Annotated in this window: 11 protein-coding genes and 3 pseudogenes; 4 read left to right on the forward strand and 10 right to left on the reverse strand. The window is 64.0% G+C overall.

All coding sequences use genetic code 11. From position 1 onward, the window contains the following. Positions 1 to 676, forward strand: a pseudogene (locus OKC30_RS06700) (IS4-like element ISAeme15 family transposase); the annotation flags it as partial. Between the two features lie 52 nt (positions 677 to 728). On the opposite strand, the gene OKC30_RS06705 reads toward OKC30_RS06700, so the two are convergent. From OKC30_RS06705 to mobA, 3 genes are all read right to left on the reverse strand, one after another. Beyond that, the gene (locus OKC30_RS06705) at positions 729 to 1808 is read right to left on the reverse strand and encodes an FUSC family protein (RefSeq protein WP_270667840.1); all 1080 of its coding nucleotides are present in this window, start codon (positions 1806 to 1808) and stop codon (positions 729 to 731) included. A gap of 81 nt (positions 1809 to 1889) precedes the next feature. Then, positions 1890 to 2639: a molybdopterin-guanine dinucleotide biosynthesis protein B gene (gene mobB, locus OKC30_RS21505; RefSeq protein ID WP_053288259.1), complete on the reverse strand. Its 750-nt coding sequence runs from the start codon at positions 2637 to 2639 to the stop codon at positions 1890 to 1892. Continuing rightward, the gene (gene mobA / locus OKC30_RS06715) at positions 2636 to 3250 is read right to left on the reverse strand and encodes a molybdenum cofactor guanylyltransferase MobA (RefSeq protein WP_270667841.1); all 615 of its coding nucleotides are present in this window, start codon (positions 3248 to 3250) and stop codon (positions 2636 to 2638) included. Before mobA ends, mobB begins: the two co-directional genes overlap by 4 nt. Positions 3251 to 3471: 221 nt before the next feature. Between mobA and OKC30_RS06720 the strand changes: the two genes are divergently transcribed. Beyond that, entirely contained in the window at positions 3472 to 5181 is a 1710-nt protein-coding gene (locus tag OKC30_RS06720; RefSeq protein WP_270667843.1) for an NAD-dependent malic enzyme, read from the forward strand. A gap of 141 nt (positions 5182 to 5322) precedes the next feature. Here the strand turns inward: OKC30_RS06720 and OKC30_RS06725 are convergent. Continuing rightward, positions 5323 to 6467: pseudogene (locus OKC30_RS06725) on the reverse strand (Hint domain-containing protein); the annotation flags it as partial. A 317-nt stretch (positions 6468 to 6784) separates the two neighbouring features. Here OKC30_RS06725 and OKC30_RS06730 point away from each other — a divergent pair. Continuing rightward, positions 6785 to 8023: pseudogene (locus OKC30_RS06730) on the forward strand (uracil-xanthine permease family protein). Positions 8024 to 8167: 144 nt separating this feature from the next. After that, positions 8168 to 8908, forward strand: coding sequence for a dienelactone hydrolase family protein (locus tag OKC30_RS06735; RefSeq protein WP_270671100.1), 741 nt, complete (start codon positions 8168 to 8170; stop codon positions 8906 to 8908). Between the two features lie 63 nt (positions 8909 to 8971). Here OKC30_RS06735 and pgl read toward each other — a convergent pair whose 3' ends face one another. From pgl to purB, 6 genes are all read right to left on the reverse strand, one after another. After that, positions 8972 to 9970, reverse strand: a complete 999-nt coding sequence (gene pgl, locus OKC30_RS06740; RefSeq protein ID WP_270671101.1) for a 6-phosphogluconolactonase — start codon at positions 9968 to 9970, stop codon at positions 8972 to 8974. A gap of 57 nt (positions 9971 to 10027) precedes the next feature. Then, positions 10028 to 10636, reverse strand: a complete 609-nt coding sequence (locus tag OKC30_RS06745) for a LysE family translocator (protein ID WP_270667846.1) — start codon at positions 10634 to 10636, stop codon at positions 10028 to 10030. A 120-nt stretch (positions 10637 to 10756) separates the two neighbouring features. Next, positions 10757 to 14074, reverse strand: coding sequence for a mechanosensitive channel MscK (gene mscK / locus OKC30_RS06750; protein ID WP_270666562.1), 3318 nt, complete (start codon positions 14072 to 14074; stop codon positions 10757 to 10759). A 150-nt stretch (positions 14075 to 14224) separates the two neighbouring features. After that, positions 14225 to 15637, reverse strand: coding sequence for a pyruvate kinase PykF (pykF, locus tag OKC30_RS06755; protein WP_010673615.1), 1413 nt, complete (start codon positions 15635 to 15637; stop codon positions 14225 to 14227). Positions 15638 to 16041: 404 nt separating this feature from the next. Beyond that, positions 16042 to 17172, reverse strand: a complete 1131-nt coding sequence (locus OKC30_RS06760; protein WP_010673616.1) for a ribosomal protein uL16 3-hydroxylase — start codon at positions 17170 to 17172, stop codon at positions 16042 to 16044. A 152-nt stretch (positions 17173 to 17324) separates the two neighbouring features. Next, on the reverse strand, positions 17325 to 18695 hold the full coding sequence (gene purB, locus OKC30_RS06765; protein WP_069785343.1) for an adenylosuccinate lyase: 1371 nt from the start codon (positions 18693 to 18695) through the stop codon (positions 17325 to 17327). Between the last annotated feature and the right edge of the window lie 25 nt (positions 18696 to 18720).

Here is an 18720-nt window from a genome sequence, read left to right on the forward strand (position 1 = left end):
CCTGTTGCTGCGTATTCAGGCCGAAGACACCGACCGTCACTGGCTCATCCCGGAACGCAAGGGGCTGGTATACACGGAACTTGAGCGCTATGGCGACGGTGACCGTCTGTTGCAAATGACGGTCTCGCCTCAGGCTCGCAAGAAAAACCCGGCGTTGCCGACACACTGGCAAGTTCGCGCAGTGACCTATGAGGTGGCAGGCAAGGAGAAAACGGTCTTTACCTCCCTGCCCGTGGCGCGATTCAGCGCAGCTCAGGTGGCGACCCTGTACCACGAGCGCTGGGAAATCGAGCTGGGATACCGGGATATCAAAAGCGCGATGCAGCACAACGCCATCACGCTGAGAAGCAAGAAAGTGGACTTGGTCTATCAGGAGCTGTGGGGATTGCTGCTTGGATACAATCTGGTCAGGCGGGAGGCCAGCCAGGCCGCCGTAGCCCATCAGCGAGCGCCCAATGAGGTGAGCTTTAAGTTTGCCTGTCAGTTCATCGCGAACCAGATGGCAGTGATGGCGGGCGCGTTATCGCCAGCCCATACGCCACGGAGGTTGGCGGAGTTGCGGGGCTGCATAGGCGTCATGTTCATAGAAAAACGCCCCAGGCCATCGAGACCCAGGGCGGTGAAGATATCAAAGACCCGTTTTCCGGTAAATCGCAATGCGGCTCCGCTTAAGTGAACAGCATTGCCGCATCGGCGGGGCTTTTTGTGGGCGGTTGCAGGCGGCGCGATCAGGGGCGGGCCGAGGGCTTGGCATAGGGTTGCAGCACCAGCCCCAGCAGGCGATGGAGGTGGGCGAGCTGCTCGATGAGATGGAGATTGAGCCAGAGGTAGCCGCCAAGGGTGGGGTCGTGTCCCTGGCCTGGTGCCTGGCTTGCGTCCCCATCGAGCCGGGCGGCGGCGGCTTGCAGGCGGCCGATGGCCTGGTCGGCCGCCGTGGTATCGCCGCTCTTGAGCATGAGGGCGAGTTCGGTGAGCACCGACTCTGTCGCCTGCTGGCAGGCGCGAAGCCCCGGGTGGCTCTGCATCAGGAAGTGGCTCTGGCGATCCCGCCAGTAGGTGTTGGCCAGCATCTCCAGGGTGCAGACGCTGTTGCGAAGGGTGGTCTGGGTCGCCTCGAACAGCGGGCTGCCAAGGCGGGTCTCCTTGACCGCCGGGGCCAGCAGGGGGCGCAGGCTGACTATTTTGGCGAGCAGGCGGGCATGGCTTCGGGTGAGCCTGGGGCGCTCCAGCACGTTGGGGGAGAGGTGGGTGTGGTAGAGCCGCCCGGCCTGCTGCAGGGTGTCGTGCATCTGCAGACGCCAGTGGGTATAGGCCCGCTGGGGGTAGATGCTGCAAAACAGCAGGGCCAGCACCGACCCCAGGATGACGTCGCCGCTGCGCCAGAGCGCGGTCTCGATGTCCCCGGGCACCCCGCCGACGATGACCCCCAGGGTGATGCCGATGAGCAGCCCCACATAGGGGCGCTTGCCGAGCGCCAGGTAGCCGCACAGGAACATGATGGCGCAGCACCAGGCCAGCATCAGGGGCAGGGAGTAGAGCTCCAGATAGAGGGCCACCACCCCGCAGGCGGCGCCAAAGACGGTGCCCACCACCCGTTGCAGGGCGCGCGACAGCACGTTGCCCCAGAACGAGATGGGGCCCATCACCACCACCAGGGTGATGAGGGGCCAGGTGCTCTCCGGCAGCTTGAGCTCCCGGGTCAACAGGAAGGTGAGGGTGAAGGCCAGGGCGATGCGCAGGCCGTGGACCAGGCGGTAGCGGCCATAGATGAGCAGATCTAAGCGGGAGAGCGGGGCATTGAGGCGCAAGGGCGTTCTCTTATCTCGGGTCAGGGTTGTGAGGATAGCAAGGGGGACGGCATTCGCCTTGACCTGCGTCGTTTCCCCGGTTCATACGGGCGCACCTGTCGGCAGGCGCACCATGACCCGCTCGCCGGGGGGAAGGGCCGCGCTACCCGGCGCCCGTTCGATGCGGCAGTTGGCACTGTCGTGGCCCCCATCCACCGGGCGCACCAGCAGGGTGCCAGCCTCGTCCTGACTGAGCAAGCCGGGCACAACGCCCTGCTCTGCCGATGGGGGCAGGGCCGCCAGCAGCCGGGCGCAGAGGCGAAGGGGCGGTGGGGCCTGACGGGGTTCGTGCGGGGGCAACCGGGCGCAGATGAAATCGGCGATGGCCTCCAGATCCTCGAAGGGGAACCGGGGCAGGGTCGTGGCCTGGGGAGTGTCGCTCACGAGGGCGACGATGTCAGGATCATCGGGGAAGAGCAGGGGCCGGCCGATGGCGGCGCGATACAGCTCCACCTTGGGAAAGCGCCTGTGCTTGAACCCCTCGACCAACAGCAGATCCAGGGCGCTCGTATCGAAGCGGGCCAGCAGCGCCTCGAAGGGGGGCTCCCCCTCCGGGGTCTCCCGGATCAGGGCGTGGCGCCGGTCGGAGGCCGCCATCACCTGGGTGGCGCCCGCCTGGCGCAGGCGGTGGCTGTCCTTGCCGGGCTGGTCCATGTCAAAGGCGTGATGGGTGTGCTTGAGCACCCCGAGGCGCAGACCGCGCGCCACCAGGCGCGGGATGAGGCGCTCCAGCAGGGTGGTCTTGCCGGTGCCGCTCCAGGCGACGAAGCCGAGCAGGGGCAGGGGGCTCATGGCGCGCCCCCTTCCCGCAGCCTCGCCTCCCAGGCGGCGAGTTCGGCCGGGCTGTTGAGGTTGACGAAGGCGTCGGGCAGATCGGCAAAGGGCACTACCGCCATCCGGTGGCGGGCAAACCAGGCCCCGGTCTTGCGCTCCCCGTCCGCCAGCGCCTGGCTCAGGGAGGGGCGCAGGGCGCGGCGCAGCAGGGCGACCACGGGCTGGAGGTGCTCCCCGTCGTGGGCCACCACCAGATCGGTGTCCGGGGTGATGGCGGCGCGAAAGCGGGTCATCAGATCAAGGGGCAGGGCGGGGCCGTCACAGGGGACGAACAGCACCCAGTCATGACGGGCCGCCGTCAGCCCCGCCAGCATGCCGGCCAGCGGCCCCTGGAAGTCGGCCTGCGCGTCCCCGATGACGGGAGCAAGTTGCCGGTAGCGAGCCTGGCTGCGGTTGGCGTTGATCAGCACCTCGTCGACTTGGGGGCGCAGGCGGGTCAGCACGTGCTGGATCAGGGGAGTGCCCGCGAGGGGCACCCAGCCCTTGTCATCGCCCCCCATGCGGATGGCGCGACCGCCCGCGAGGATGACGCCGCTGACGAGAAAAGCGGGGGAAGAGGAAGGGGTCATGGTGCTCCGTTGCTCGCAAAGGGATGCCCACAGGGGCGTGTCGGGATCTTGCGCCAAGGCGGGCGCGGGAGCAACCTTCGGCTGCCCCGGCAAAGGCGCCTTTGGCCGCAGGGTTTGTCCAAGCTCACAAAACCGGATCGGCAAACGTCATATGATCCCCAGCATTCTGAGCCTTGCTCTCCTGCCTGATGGCAACTTCATGTAAATCAAAGAGAATGACTATGGCTACCGGACAATATCTGCTGTGGAAAGATGCACAGGGTCACGATTTTCGCCCCGTTGCGCTGACGGGCACCAATCTGCTCAACGATCGCAACCTCAACAAGGGCACCGCCTTCACCGAACAGGAACGGGCCGATTTTGAGCTGGGCGGCCTCTTGCCGCCCCAGGTGCAGACTTTCGAAGCCCAGCTGGAGCGGGTCTATGAGGCCTTCTTGAGCGCCTGCAGCGACATCGAGAAGTACCAGAACCTGCGAGCCTTGCAGGATCGCAACGAAACCCTGTTCTACGCCCTCCTGTCCCGCCACGTGGAGGAGATGACCCCCTACATCTACACCCCGACCGTGGGCAAGGCGTGCCAGGAGTTCAGCCACCGCTTCCAGAAGCCGCGCGGCCTCTACATCACCCCGAAGAACGTCGAGGATATGGGCTCTCTCGCCCGCCACATGGATGCCAAGGCGGTGCGCATCATCGTCGTGACCGACAGCCAGGGGATCCTCGGCATCGGCGATCAGGGGGTGGGGGGCATGGGCATTCCCATCGGCAAGCTCGCCCTCTATACCCTGGGGGCGGGCATCCATCCCGCCTGCTGCCTGCCCATCGCGCTGGACGTGGGCACCGACAACCAGGCGCTGCTGGATGACCCCATGTACCTGGGTCAGCCCCACAGGCGCATTCGCGGCAAGGAGTACGATGACTTCATCGACAAATTCGTGACCGGGGTCAAGCGCCACTTCCCCAACGCCGTGTTGCAGTGGGAGGACTTCAGCAAGTCCAACGCCTTCAACAACCTGGCCCGCTACCAGCAGGCGCTGCCGTCGTTCAACGACGACATCCAGGGCACCGGGGCCGTGGTGCTGGCGGGCATCATAGGGGCCGTCAAATCCAAGGGGGAAACCCTGGGCCAGCAGCATTACCTGGTCTACGGGGCCGGGGCTGGCGGGGTCGGGGTGGCGGATCAGATCTGCGCGGGGATGATCCGCGAGGGGCTTGACCCGCAGGCGGCGCGGGATCGCATCTACATCCTGGATACCCAGGGGCTGGTGTGTGACAACCGCGAGGGGCTGGATGAGTACAAGCGTCGCTACGCCAAGCCGGGCCTCTTGCTGGCCCAGTGGGATCTGCAGGGCAAGGCGGGGCTGACCGAGGTGCTGCGCCACGTGCCCATCACAGTGCTGCTCGGCACCAGCGGCGCCGGTGGCGCCTTCCAGGAGGAGCACATCCAGCTGATGCTGACCCACTGCGAGCGCCCTATGGTGTTCCCCCTCTCCAACCCCACCGCCAACTGCGAGGCCCTGCCGGAAGACATCTTCCGCTGGAGCCAGGGGCGTGCCATCGTCGCCACCGGCAGCCCGTTCAAGGACGTGCACCATGAGGGGCAGGATTATCGCATCGGTCAGGGCAACAACGTCTTCATCTTCCCCGGGGTGGGGCTGGCGGCCATCGTCAGCCAGATCCGCGAGATAAGCCCGGACATCTTCACCACCGCCGCCTTTGCGCTCGCGGAGTGCGTGAGCGAGGCGGATCTCGCCCGGGGCACCGTCTACCCGAGGATCAGCGAGCTGCGCAACATCTCGGTGCACGTGGCGACCGCGGTGCTCAAGGATATCGTGCGCCGCGACCCCTCCCACCCGCTCATCGGTCAGGATCTGCAAGAGCACATCCTGAGCCATATGTGGGAGCCGGTCTACCTGCCCTATCGCCGGGTCTGAGGTGCGACCTGCCCGCACGTGTCGCGGACATGACGATGCCATAGAAACAGAGAGGGTGGCCCAGGCCACCCTCTCTGTTTTCCGCCCTGCTGTGTGTGCGGGGCAGGACGCTGCCACCTATTGAGCGGGCGGGGGCACCAGGCGGTCATCGACGCTGCCATCGCCTCGAAGCTTGTTGCCATTGGCGTCGACTTGCCATTGGCGTCGACGGCGTCCACGCCGTTGTCATCCACGCTGCCATCGCCTCGAAGCTTGTTGCCATTGGCGTCGACGGCGTCCACGCCGTTGTCGTCCACGCTGCCATCGCCTCGAAGCTTGTTGCCATTGGCATCGACGGCGTCCACACCGTTGTCGTCCACCCGGCCACCGGCATGACGCTCCCCGCCGGCATGCTTGTCGCCACCGCCGTGGCGATCGCCACCGGCATGTTCGCCCTGACCACGGTCATCGCCGCCGTGGCCACTGTCGTCCCCGCCATTGTTTCCGTTATGGCTACTATCGCCTCCATTTCCGCTATTGTTTCCACTGTGGCTACTATTGCCCCCACCGCCGCTGTTGCTGCCCCCGCCGCCGCTGTTGCTGCCCCCGCCGCCGCTGTTGCTGCCCCCGCCGCCGCTGTTGCTGCCCCCACCGCCGCTGTTGCCGCCTCCGCTACCACTGTTGCCGCCGCCATCCCCCCCTTTGTTGTGCACGATCAGCCCATTGGCCACATAGCTGTGGCTGCCATCGAGGATCAGGTTGAACAGCGCCGTGGCGGGCGGGGCATCAACCCAGAAGAGGGAGGCCACCGGCAGTTCGACAGGGTGCGGCGCCAGCGCCAGGTTGCCCGCGCTGCCCCCCTCTGACCAACCCAGCAGGTGCATGCCGGTAAAGAGCGGCAGCACGGCGAGGGCCGGGTTTTCGGTGCGGGTCATGGCCGGTGCGATGGCCGCCCAGCCCCGGGTGGTGAGGAAGGGGTGCTCGGCGGTAAAGAAGGGGGGCAGATGATTGAGCCCGTAGAGCCTGCGCGCCCCCAGCGCCACCCGCTCGATGGCCTGGATGCGGTTGCTCTGCCCGTGCCTGTCCCGCACCCGATCGCCGACCCGCAGGGTCTCGATGGGGCGTTCGCAGCCATCGGCCATCAGGATGCGGGTACCGGCAATGAAGCAGGATTTGGCATGGGCCTGGTTTGCCTGCCACTGGTGGTGGTCGAAGTCATAGCTCAGCGGGGTGGCGAACAGGGCCAGGGCGATGGCCGAACCCAGCAGCAGCCGGCGCTGGCTGGGTTTGAATGAGGGCAGTGACATGGGGAACTCCTTGTCGGTGTGGGGTCACGCCTTCGAGTATAGAGAGGGGGTTGGGGCGATATCTGCGTCGACCAGTTGAAAGCCTTGTCATGTCAACTCGCCGGAAAAACGATTGGCGTTGGCCATAAAAGTGCGTAAAATCGCTTCCTCGATGCTTGTAGCAGCGAATCCCGCCTAAAAAGCCAGTTTCATGCCCTCCCCAAGCAGTAAAAGGCAACACATGACGCCGTTTGGCCCGTTGGCTGCCTTGAAAACGTCTTGTGATGACTGAAAAGTGTCAAATATCCCTGTCAGTTATCAAAAAATTAAGGATACCCATGTTTTCCTTGGTCAAGCAAAGCGTCGCCGGGCTGCAAATTCTGTTTGTCGCCTTCGGTGCCATGGTGCTGGTGCCCCTGCTCACCGGTCTGAACCCCTCCATGGCCCTGCTTGGCGCCGGTGTAGGCACCCTGCTGTTCCAGCTCTGCACCCGTCGTCAGGTGCCGATCTTCCTCGGCTCCAGCTTCGCCTTCATCGCCCCCATCATCTATGCCACCCAGACCTGGGGCCTGCCCTCCACCATGTTCGGTCTGTTTGCCGCGGGCTTCATGTATTTCATCCTGGCGGCCATCATCCGCGCTCGTGGCATGGGCTTCGTGCACAAGCTGCTGCCCCCCGTGGTCATCGGTCCCGTCATCATGGTGATCGGCCTGTCGGTGGCTCAGGTAGCCTGCAACATGGCCATGGGCCGTGCCGGCGGTGAGCAGGTGGTGCCTGCCACCACGGCGCTGACCCTGGCGGGGATCTCGCTGGCGGTCACCCTGATTGCCGCCGTGTTCTGCAAGGGCTGGATCAAACTCATCCCCATCCTGTGCGGTGTCATCGCCGGTTATGTCTCTGCCGTGCTGATGGGCCAGGTGAGTTTCGACGGCATGGTCAACGCCCCCTGGCTGGCGCTGCCCCACTTCGAGACCCCGGAGATCAACTGGGCCGCGGCCCTCTTCATGCTGCCGGTGGCCATCGCCCCCTGCATCGAGCACATCGGCGGCGTGCTGGCCATCGGCGGGGTGACCGGCAAGGACTACACCAAGGATCCGGGCCTGCACCGCACCCTGGCCGGTGACGGCATCGGCGTCTGCTTCGCCGGTTTCATCGGTGGTCCCCCCGTCACCACCTATGCAGAAGTGACCGGCGCCGTGATGATCACCCGCAACTTCAACCCGGTCACCATGACCTGGGCCGCGGTGTTCGCCATCATTCTGGCCTTCTTCGGCAAGTTCAACGCCCTGCTCACCTCCATCCCCATGCCGGTGATGGGCGGCATCATGCTGCTGCTGTTCGGATCCATCGCCGCCATCGGTCTCAAGACCCTGGTTGAGTCCAAGGTGGATCTGGGGCTGTCCCGCAACATCGCCATCGTGGCGGTGACCCTGACCGTGGGTGTCGGCGCCCTGTAGATGAAGATTGGCGACTTCGCCCTGGCGGGCGTGGGGCTGGCCTCGGTGGCGGCCATCCTGCTCAACCTCATCCTGCCCCAGCACTCCGAAACGGGTGCCATGGAGAGCGCCAAGGATTAAACGCCTGGCTTGCTGTACGTTGAGATGATGAAAAAGAGGCCACCTTCGGGTGGCCTCTCTCTTTTTGCCTGCGTACCACTGAACCCGGGCTCCCATGTGAAGCGGCTACATTCAGGGGCACCATTGACGGGAGAGGACGAAAGGATGAAGAGGGCATGGATCCTGGCCCTGCTGGGGCTGATGGGGAGCGGTGCGGCCGAGGCCGGTGCGGTGCGCTACGAGGTCGAAGGCAAGCCGTTCGAGGGCTATTACCTGGCAGGTGCCGACAAGGATGCCCCTCTGGTGGTGCTGGTGCACGACTGGGACGGGCTCAACGGTTACGAGATCAAGCGGGCCGAGATGCTGGTGGCCCTGGGCTACAGTGTCTTTGCCGTAGATTTGTTCGGTGCCGGGGTCAGGCCGAGCACGGTGGAAGACAAGAAGCGCCTCACCGGGGCCCTTTATCAGGACAGGACCAGGATGCGCACCCTGCTGCAAGGGGGATTGGCGGAGGCGGGCAGGCAGGGGGGGCGGCTCGACAATGCGGTGGCCCTCGGTTACTGCTTCGGCGGCGCCGCCGTGCTGGAGCTGGCCCGCAGCGGGGCGGATCTCAAGGGGGTGGTGAGCGTACACGGCGGGCTGGAGACCCCGGCCGGGCAGGACTACAAAGAGGTGAAGGGAGAGTTGCTTGTCCAGCACGGCAGCGCCGACGAGGCGGTCTCTCTGGGTCAGTTTGCGGCGCTGGTGGCCGAGCTGGAGAGCGCCGGGGTGAAGCACGAGGCGACCAGCTACAGCGGTGCTCCCCACGCGTTCAGCGTCTTTGGCTCGGACAACTACCGCGCCGATGCCGATGCCAAGTCCTGGCATCGTTTCACCGGTTTCCTGAAGGAAGTGACCGGCTCCTGAGGGGGCCGGCTCACGCAGGCCATGGCAGTGCCATGGTTTTTTTTATGCCCGTTTTTCGCCATCTCAGGGGAGGGCGAGCACCCTCACCCACATGGCCCCCTTGCCCACCTTGCTCCGTGGGCCCGGGGTGAGCTGGCCGCTTTCGGGGTCGATGGCATGCAGCGCCACCTCATGGGATTGCTGCCCGGTCGCGATGAGCCAGTGGCCGCTGTGGTCGATGGCAAAGCCCCGGGGACAGGCCTCGGTCGGGAAGTGGCCGAGGGGGATGAGGGCGCCATCTTGGGGGGATACGCCGAACAGGGTGAGCAGGCTGCTGGCCCGTTCGCTGGTGTAGAGAAAACGTCCATCCGGGGTCAGGTGCAGGTCGGCGCCCCAGCGCTCCCCCTCATAGCCTGGGGGCAGCATGTCCAGGCTCTCGCGCGCCACTATCTGTCCATCCGCCTCCCTGTGGTAGCGATTGAGGGTGGCATCGAGTTCGTTGAGGCAATAGAGATCGCCGTTGTCCGGGTGCAGGGCCAGATGGCGGGGCCCGGCGCCGGGGGCGGTGTGAATGTCCCCCAAGGGATGGGGAACCAGCTTCTCGTCCACCAGGGCAAAGCGGCGCACCCTGTCCTCTTTCAGGCAGGCCACCAGCAGCTCCTGCTCCCCGTTTTGCCCCGCAAGCCAGGTGACCGAGTGGGCCGCCATCAGGTGGTCGAGACGCTGGTGAGGGGGCTGCATCCGGCCCGCCTGATCCTGGCGGGAGACGGTGACGTGGTTGAAGGCGTAGGAGGCGGCAAAGAAGAGGCGGCCGCTGCCGTCCATGCAGGTGTGGGAGGCGCTGCCCTCGAGGGGCGCCGAGGTCGGGGCCCCGAGCCGCCCATCGGCGGCGATGGGGAAACTCAGCACCCGAAAATCGGGACGCACCCCCGCATGGAGCCAGCGCCGGTCCGGGCTGATGACCAGGGGCTGCACCTCGCCGCCGGTCTGCACTTCCTGCAGCGGGGCGAGGGTGCCTGCCTCGAGGCGAAACACATGGATCAACCCGCTCACCGGGTTGGCCACATAGACCACTTGTTGCATTGCATCTCCTTTGCGACGGCCATCCGTCGGGTCAAGGGAAAGGGGAGTCCCGGCGTCTCAGGCGGGGATCAGGATCTCGCGAATGACGGGCACCACTGACAGTACCAGCAGGGCTGCCATCACCTGGTTGAAGCGGCGACGGGCAAGATCGTTTGCCAGCCAGCGCTTGAGCAGGGAACCGCACAGGAGCCAGAGTCCGACGCAGGGGAAAGAGACGATGAAGAAGGTCAGGGCGATGACGAGGTGCTGCTCAAAGGGGTCGCTTCCCGCGCTGGTGAAGGCGGCGATGGCACCGGTGGCAACCACCCAGGCCTTGGCATTGACCCACTGGAACAGGGCACCCTTGAAAAAGCCGAACGGGCGGGTTCCGTTGCTGTCAGCCATCCCGTCCGTCGGGCGGGCGATGAGCCAGGCAAGATAGAGCAGATAGAGGGTGCCCGCGCACTTGATGAACATGTGGAGTTCGGGGAAGCGGGTAAAGAGCTGGCCAAAGCCCAGCCCCACCAGCAACAGCATCAGGGTGAAGCCGACGCAGATCCCCATGAGCAAGGGCAGGCTCTTGCGTATCCCGATGCTGGCGCCGGCGCTCATCACCATGATGTTGTTGGGGCCGGGGATGACCGATGCCGAGATGGCAAAGAGCACCACAGCGTAGAGCGAGTCCATTGGGTTCCTCGTGCAGACAGTCCGTTGTCTTCCCTATATTGGGGGCGATCTGCGCTTTCCAAGGCGGGGGGCGGGCAGAAAAAAACAGGCCCCGTGACGGGGCCTGTGAAGCGGGCGGGATCAGACGGGCTGGTTCCCCGCCGGCGGCAGCGCCGGGCGGGATTCCACCTTCTGTTCGTCTCCCTGCATGTTCTTGATGTAGACGTCCATCTGGTTGAACGCGATCTCGATGCCATGCTCGCGGAACAGCACGTCGATGCGGCGGTTCAGCTCGTCGATGGCCGGGTTGCGATCCCCCAGCTCGCTCACGAAGAAGCGCAGCTCGTGATCCAGTGTGCTGGGTCCGAAGGTGAGGAAGTAGACGATGGGGGCCGGGTCTTTCAGCACCCGGCTGTTCTCCATGGCGGCCTGCATCAACAGCTTGCGGGTCAGATCCAGATCCGAGCCATAGGCCACCCCGACCCGGGCGATGACCCGGGTGACGGTGTCGGACAGGGACCAGTTGATGAGCCGCTCTATCATCAACTGCTGGTTCGGGATGATCACCTCCTTGCGGTCGAAGTCGGTGAGGGTGGTGGAGCGGATCCTGATCTTGTTGACCGTGCCCGAGATGGTGCCGATGGTGACGGTGTCGCCGATCCGCACCGGGCGCTCGAACAGGATGATGATGCCTGAGATGAAGTTGGAGACGATCTGCTGCATGCCGAAACCGATACCGACCGAGAGACCGGCGGCCAGCCACTGCAGCTTCTCCCACTGGACCCCCAGCATGGCCAGCGCCGTCAGGCTGCCCACCCCGATCAGGGCGTAGTTGAGCATGGTGGTGAAGGCATAGGCCGTGCCTTGGGCAAGGCGCAGCTTGGAGAGCACCAGCACCTCCAGCAGGCCCGGCAGGTTGCGGGCCAGCGACAGAGCCGCACCAAACACGAAGAGGCCGGTCAGCACGTCGCTCAGGCTGATGGGATAGAGCACGGCGTTGGCCCCGGTCCCCTCGCTCTTGTGCCACAGCACCACGCTGTCGAGGTAGGTGAAGACCGCCACCAGATCAGACCAGAGCCAGTAGAAGGCGACGCCGAACACCAGCAGCAGCATGATGCGGGTCAGACGCAGGGACTGCTGGCTGACCTCTTCCAGATCCATGGGCTGCTCTTCGATGGCTTCGCCCCCTTCCGCATCCTCCTGGGTCTTGTGTTCCCGCTTGGCGACCGCGCGGCGATAGGCCAGACGACGGGCCGCCAGCTCAAGACCGCGCAGGGCGGTGCGATAGACCAGACCCCAGATGATGATGAGGTAGAAGGACTCGATGAGCCTGCCGGTGAGTTTCAGGGCCGTGTAGTAGTAGCCAAGGGCTGCCAGCACCATCAGGGCCACCGGCGCCAGCGCCAGGGCGACGGCGGTCAGGGTCTGCAACATGCTCGCCTCGCCCTTGATGCGGGCGCGGGAGATGGGCAGCACCAGGTAGGCGGTCAGCCCCAGCAGCAGCATGGTCATGCCCTGGCCGATGACGTCGTTGCCAAGGGAGGAGGGCTCCACCACCGCCTTGGTCGACAGCATGATGAGGGGCAGCAGGGGCAGCCAGAGGTAGCGCATGCTGTTGCGCTTGGCCTGCAGCTCGTCCCGCGGCATGCGGAAGTGGGTCTCGCCGATGCCCCCTGGTCGCATCACCGACAGGTAGACGCTGAACACCAGGTAGCCGAGGGCCAGGTTCAGGGTGATCTGGAAAATGAGTTTCGGGCTCAGCAGACCGCAATAGGCGAGCAGCAGGCCGGCGGCCAGGATGAAGAGGGTGCCCGGCAGGCGTTGCAGCACGGTGAACAGCAGGGCACGGGGGGTGTGCCACTGGCTGTCCTGACGAAAACGTCCCAGATCCTTGACGATCTTCTTCTGGCGCTCGAGCAGGGTGCCGCGCTTCCACAGCAGCAGGCCCCCCACCAGCAGCAGTGGCAGGGAGAGCAGGGAGACCGCCAGCAGCATGTCGCCCCAGCCGCTCCAGTCCGGTTTCAGCACCCAGTCGGAGGCCTGCTTGAAGGCCTGGGCTGGCCAGGTGATGAACCACTTGGCGTCGATGGGCTTGTTGCTGCTCACCCAGAAGATGTGCTGCTGCAGGGTGAACTCGATGGAGGCATAGACCCGGGTCAGCTGCTGCTGGGTCAGTTGCAGGCTGATGGCGTTGGTGAGCTGGGCATCCATCTGGCGGTTGAGCTGATCCAGCAGGCCGATGCGGGTGTCGATGAGCTTGGCAAGGCTGGCCCTGTCTTCGTCGCTCACCGTCTCGCCGCTGCTGGCGATGAGGTTGTCCAGATACTGGTTCTTCTGGAACAGCTGGTCACGCTGCTGGCTCAGTTCGAACTGGGCCAGGTGCAGGTCGGCGATCTGCTCCTCCAGGTTCTTCACCAGGGTGGAGGGGGCCGCTTCCAGTTGCTGGTAGAGCTGATAGAGGATGCGCGAGAGCAGCAGGTTGCCCTTGAGCATCTGCACCTGTTCGTTGAGGTTGCGCTCGGTCTGGGTGCCGCGCTCCAGCATGCTCTTCGCCTGCAGGTTCTTCTGGGCCAGGGTGTTGAGGCTGTTGGTGGAGCTGATGAGCTGCTGGCTGAGCTGGTAGTTGAGCTCCTGCTCTTTTTGCACCAGGGGGTTGTCTTCGGCGGCCACCAGTTCGCCGGTCTCTTCGGCGGTCTTCTCGGTATCCCCCAGGCGCTTGGCGCTGCTCTGCTCCTGCAATGCCTGCAGTTTCTGCTCTTCACTGGCGAGACGGGCACTCTGGTAGTCCCGTTGCTTGACCACCAGATCCTGCATGCTGGTGCGGTTGTCCAGCTCCTTTTGCAGGTTGGCCAGTTGCAGATCCAGCAGGGCCAGCTCGGCATTAAGCTTCATCTTCTCGGCGCTGCTCACCCCGTCCCCGGCGTTGAGGCGGGTGCGGATCTCCTGGCTGCGCTGATAGGCGCGGCTCATGCTGGCCTGGGCCCGCTCCGGCAGGGTCTGCAGGTTGGTGATCTGGCTGCCGATGGTGCCAAGGGCCTCCTGGGCCGCCTGCATGTTGGCCATGATCTCGGGTTGGCGGGCATCGAGCTCCGCCAGGCTCATGGTGGCGTATTCGCTCTTGAGCTGCTCCGGGCTCTTGCCCTGGGTCAGGGCGTCGAGCTTGGCGCCGATCTCCTTGAGCTCTGCCGGCAGGGTGCGCAGGCGTTCGCTCTGGGTTTTGGCCTTGCTCTTCTCCTTGTCGATGCTGTCGAGGAGGGAGAGGGTGTCAGTCAGGAACTTCTGGTCCGCCTGCTGGCTGGCCGTAGGGGTGTCCGACTTGCCGAGGGCGTCGAGCGCCCGCTGCACGGTGGCGCGCTGGGGCAGATCCTGCGCCAGGGTGCTCGGGGTCCAGAAGGTGATGAGTAAACAGAGCAGCGGCAGCAGGGTGGCCGAGGCTCTTTTGAAGCGTGTTGAGAGCATAAAGCGTCCGGGTGATTATGCGATGTTCGGGGGATTTTCCACCAGGGTAAAATCCGCGTGGATTCTAGCACCGGCGCAAGAGGGGCAGCAGGGGGAGAGATAAAAAAAAAACGGCGCCCGCAGGCGCCGCTTTCATCGGTTCAGGACTGATTACAGTACGTGAACGGAGGCGGTGTTGGTGGTACCGCTCGGTACCAGGGCACCGGAGACCATGACAACCACGTCACCCTTCACGCCCATGCCGATTTCCAGCGCAGCTTCTTTGCCGATGCGATAGAAGTCGTCGGTGGAGGCGATGGAGTCAACCACGTGAGCAACCACACCCTTGGTCAGCACCAGCTGGGCAGCGGTCTTCTTGTTGGTGGTGATGGCCAGGATCCAGGCTTTCGGGAAGTACTTGCGGATGGCCTTGGCAGACTTGCCGCCTTCGGTGGCAACCACGATCAGCGGGGCGTCCAGCTTCTCGGAGGTCTCTACCGCGCCTTTGCAGACCGCTTCGGTGATGCGCAGCTTGTTGCTGTCGTTGGCAGCAGACAGGTTGGACGGCATCACGGCATCGGTACGCTCGCAGATGGTGGCCATGATGGTCACGGCTTCCAGCGGGTACTTGCCCTTGGCGGACTCACCGGACAGCATGACTGCGTCGGTACCGTCCAGGATGGCGTTGGCCACGTCGCCAGCTTCGGCGCGGGTCGGACGCGGGTTCTTGATCATGGAGTCCAGCATCTGGGTGGCGGTGATGACCACTTTGCGGGCTTTGTTGCACTTCTCGATGATCATCTTCTGGGCGAAGATCACTTCTTCTACCGGGATTTCGACACCCATGTCGCCACGGGCAACCATGATGCCGTCGGAGACAGCCAGGATCTCGTCGAAGTTGTCCAGGCCTTCCTGGTTTTCGATCTTGGAGATGATCTGGATGTTCTCGCCGCCGTGGGCTTTCAGGTGCTCACGGATTTCCAGCACGTCTTCTTTCTTGCGAATGAAGGAGGCAGCAACGAAATCAACGCCTTGCTCGCAACCGAAGATGAGGTCGCGCTTGTCTTTCTCGGCCAGGGCCGGCAGCTTGATGGAGACGCCCGGCAGGTTGATGCCCTTGTTCTCGCCCAGGTCACCGTTGTTGAGCACTTTACAGATCACTTCGCGCTCGGTGATTTCGATGACGTCCAGGCCAATCAGGCCGTCGTCAACCAGGATGCGGTTGCCGACGCGCAGGTCGCTGGCAAAGCCGGCATAGGTGACGGCGACTTTGTCTTTGTTGCCCACCACGGTCTGGTCGGTGGTGAAGGTGAAGGTCTGGCCGGCGACCAGGGAGACGTCGTTGCCGCCTTCGAGCTTGATGGTGCGGATTTCCGGACCCTTGGTGTCCAGCAGGATGGCTGCGTGCTTGCCGGTTTCGGCCATGACAGCGCGCAGGTTGCTGATGCGACCACCGTGTTCGGCGTAGTCGCCGTGGGAGAAGTTCAGGCGCATGACGTTCATGCCGGCATCCAGCATCTTGCCCAGCATTTCTTTGGATTCGGTCTTGGGACCGATGGTGCAGACGATTTTGGTCTTTTTCATGTCAGTCTTCATGGTTAAGGAATTTCCGCCGTGCAATATACACCAGTTTTTGGATACTTTTTATGATCCAGAAACAACGTTTTGAGCGAAAACAGCCTCAATTTGAAAGATAACGTTTTCGCTCACAGCTCATTTTAGGGGCTAAAATAATTGATTTTCCGCAACTGAGGCCATTTGGTTCCCATTTCTGGCCCCGCATCCTGCCCGATCCCATGTTGTTAAATGACAAACAACAGGGTCCCCATTGCGGGGGCGATCCGGCCCGATGCCGTTGGCCGTCATCCAGTGTAGTCACTCCCTCCCGCGGCGTCAGGGCGAAGCAACGCAGGGCAGGAGCCGGTTGGCCTACAGCGGAAAAAACGCCGCCCCTCCCGGCACGCCGGGAGGGGCGGCAGCCCTCTGGATCAGCCGAAGAACCAGTAGCCGCGGTTGACCAGCCGGGTCAGCAGTTGCAGGAAGCCCGCCTGATCGGCCAGTTCCACCAGCGCGTCCTGGGTGATGATGTCCTTGTCGCACAGGAGCGCGATGGCGGCCGGATCCTCGCTTGGCAGGGTCCAGGCTTCGCCGTCGATGTAGCAGGTGCGGCTCTCGCCGCTGAACCAGACGCTGCGCAACCCCGGCACCTTGATGGCGGGCTCCCCCTGGCTCAGCAGGTCGGCCACCTCGTCGGCGCTGTAGTCCGGCTCCACCGGATTGACGTCCAGATCGTGCTTGGCCTCGGAGATCATGGTGCCGAACCACTCCTTGAACAGGGTCTCGTCGTCGAGGGCCTGTTGCATCAGCTCCCGCAGGCGGTGCAGCTCATGGGGCTGGATTTCCCCGTGGCGGGCGCGGGGCTGGAGGTCCGGGTCGCCGTAACGTTCGGTGCGGATCTCGTTGTCGATCAGGTGATCGGCAAAGGAGGAGACAAGGGCCTTGGCGTCCGGTGCGCGGAAACCCACCGAGAAGTTCAGGGAGGGCTCGATGGCGTAGCCCTCGTGGGGGAATCCGGGCGGGATGTAGAGGATGTCGCCCGGCTCCATGATGACGTCGATGATCGCCTCGAACGGCTCGCAGTGCAGCAGGGCCGCGTGGGCGGCGAACTCGTTCAAGGGCTTGGCATCGCCGACCCGCCAGTGGCGCTTGCCCTGACCCTGGGTGATGAAGACATCGTAGTTGTCGATGTGGGGGCCGACACCGCCGTGAGGGGTGGAGAAGCTCACCATCACATCGTCAAAGCGCCAGCCCGGGATGAACTGGAAGGGCACCGCCAGCTCGTGCACCTCGGGTACCCAGTGGTTGCACGCCTGCACCAGCACGGTCCAGTTCTCTTCCCCCAGGTGATCGTAGGATTCGAAGGGGCCGTGGGCCGCCTCCCACTTGTTGTTGAAGCGGGTGACCAGGCGCGATTCGATCACCTCTTCCATGGCCAGACCCGCCAGCTCGTCCGGGCTGATGGGATCCTGAAAGTCGGTGAAACCGCCCTTGATGAGGAGCGGGCGCTTCTGCCAGTAGTGCTCGAGGAAGTGAGCGATATCCAGATTGAGTTGGTACATGGTGCTTCTCGTATCTTGTGAGAGGGCTTGCCCAAGGCGGGCTTGGGCAAGGGCTCTGAAATGGCCCGATAGAGGGTGATCATATCAAATGGGCCAAAATCAACGGGGGCCCTGCCGTCATGACAGAGCCCCCGCCGGTTCGGTTACATCACTTATTTCAGCAGATCGACCAGACGCTGGGCGTCGCCGATGTAGTTGGCCGGGGTCAGCTTCTTGAGCTCGACCTTGACCGCTTCCGGCAGTGCCAGGGTGTCGATGAAGGTGCGCATCCCTTCGGCGTCGACGCGGCGACCACGGGTCAGCTCTTTGAGCTTCTCGTAGGGCTTCTCGATGCCGTAGCGGCGCATCACGGTCTGGATGGGTTCCGCCAGCACTTCCCAGTTGGCGTCCAGATCGGCGGCCATGGCGTCCGCGTTGGCTTCCAGCTTGGAGATGCCCTTCAGGGTCGCCTGATAGGCAATCAGGGAGTAACCCACCGCCACACCCAGGTTGCGCAGCACGGTCGAGTCGGTGAGATCACGCTGCCAGCGGGAGATGGGCAGTTTGCTCGCCAGGTGCTGGAACACGGCGTTGGCCAGACCCAGATTGCCTTCGGAATTCTCGAAGTCGATGGGGTTGACCTTGTGGGGCATGGTGGAGGAGCCGATTTCGCCGGCGATGGTGCGCTGCTTGAAGTGGCCCAGGGAGATGTAACCCCAGACGTCACGGTCAAAGTCGATCAGGATGGTGTTGAAGCGGGCCAGGGCGTCGAACAGCTCGGCGATATAGTCGTGGGGCTCGATCTGGGTGGTGTAGGGGTTCCAGGTCAGGCCGAGAGAAGTGACGAACTCCTCGGAGAACTGGTGCCAGTCCACATCCGGGTAGGCGCTGATGTGAGCGTTGTAGTTGCCCACGGCACCGTTGATCTTGCCCAGCAGCTCCACCGCCATGATCTGCTTGAGCTGGCGCTCCAGACGGTAGGCGACGTTGGCCATCTCCTTGCCCATGGTGCTCGGGGTCGCTGGCTGACCGTGGGTACGGGAGAGCAGCGGCATGTCTCGGTACTCGACGGCCAGGCGCTTGATCTCGCTGATGAGCTTTTCGCAATAAGGCTTGATCACCTCTTCCCGGGCGGTCTTCAGCATCAGGCCGTGGGAGTTGTTGTTGATGTCTTCCGAGGTGCAGGCGAAGTGAATGAATTCGCTGACGGCGGCCAGCTCCGGGTTCACTTCCACCTTCTCTTTCAGGAAGTACTCCACCGCTTTCACATCATGGTTGGTGGTGCGCTCGATCTGTTTGATGCGGGCGGCATCCTGCTCGTTGAAGTTGCTGACGATGCCGTCAAGCACGGCATTGGCTGCCTCGCTCAGGGCAGGGACTTCCGGGATCCCGGCGTGGCTGGCCAGTTTTTGCAACCAGCGCACCTCGACTTCGACGCGAAAACGCAGCAGACCGAATTCGGAGAAGATAGGGCGCAGGGCATCGGCCTTGTCGCCATAACGACCGTCAATCGGGGAAACGGCAGTCAGCGCGGACAGCTCCATGGGGTGAACTCCTGATGATTGGTGT

The organism is Aeromonas sp. QDB18 (genome assembly GCF_027705325.1).
Lineage (GTDB): Bacteria > Pseudomonadota > Gammaproteobacteria > Enterobacterales > Aeromonadaceae > Aeromonas > Aeromonas caviae.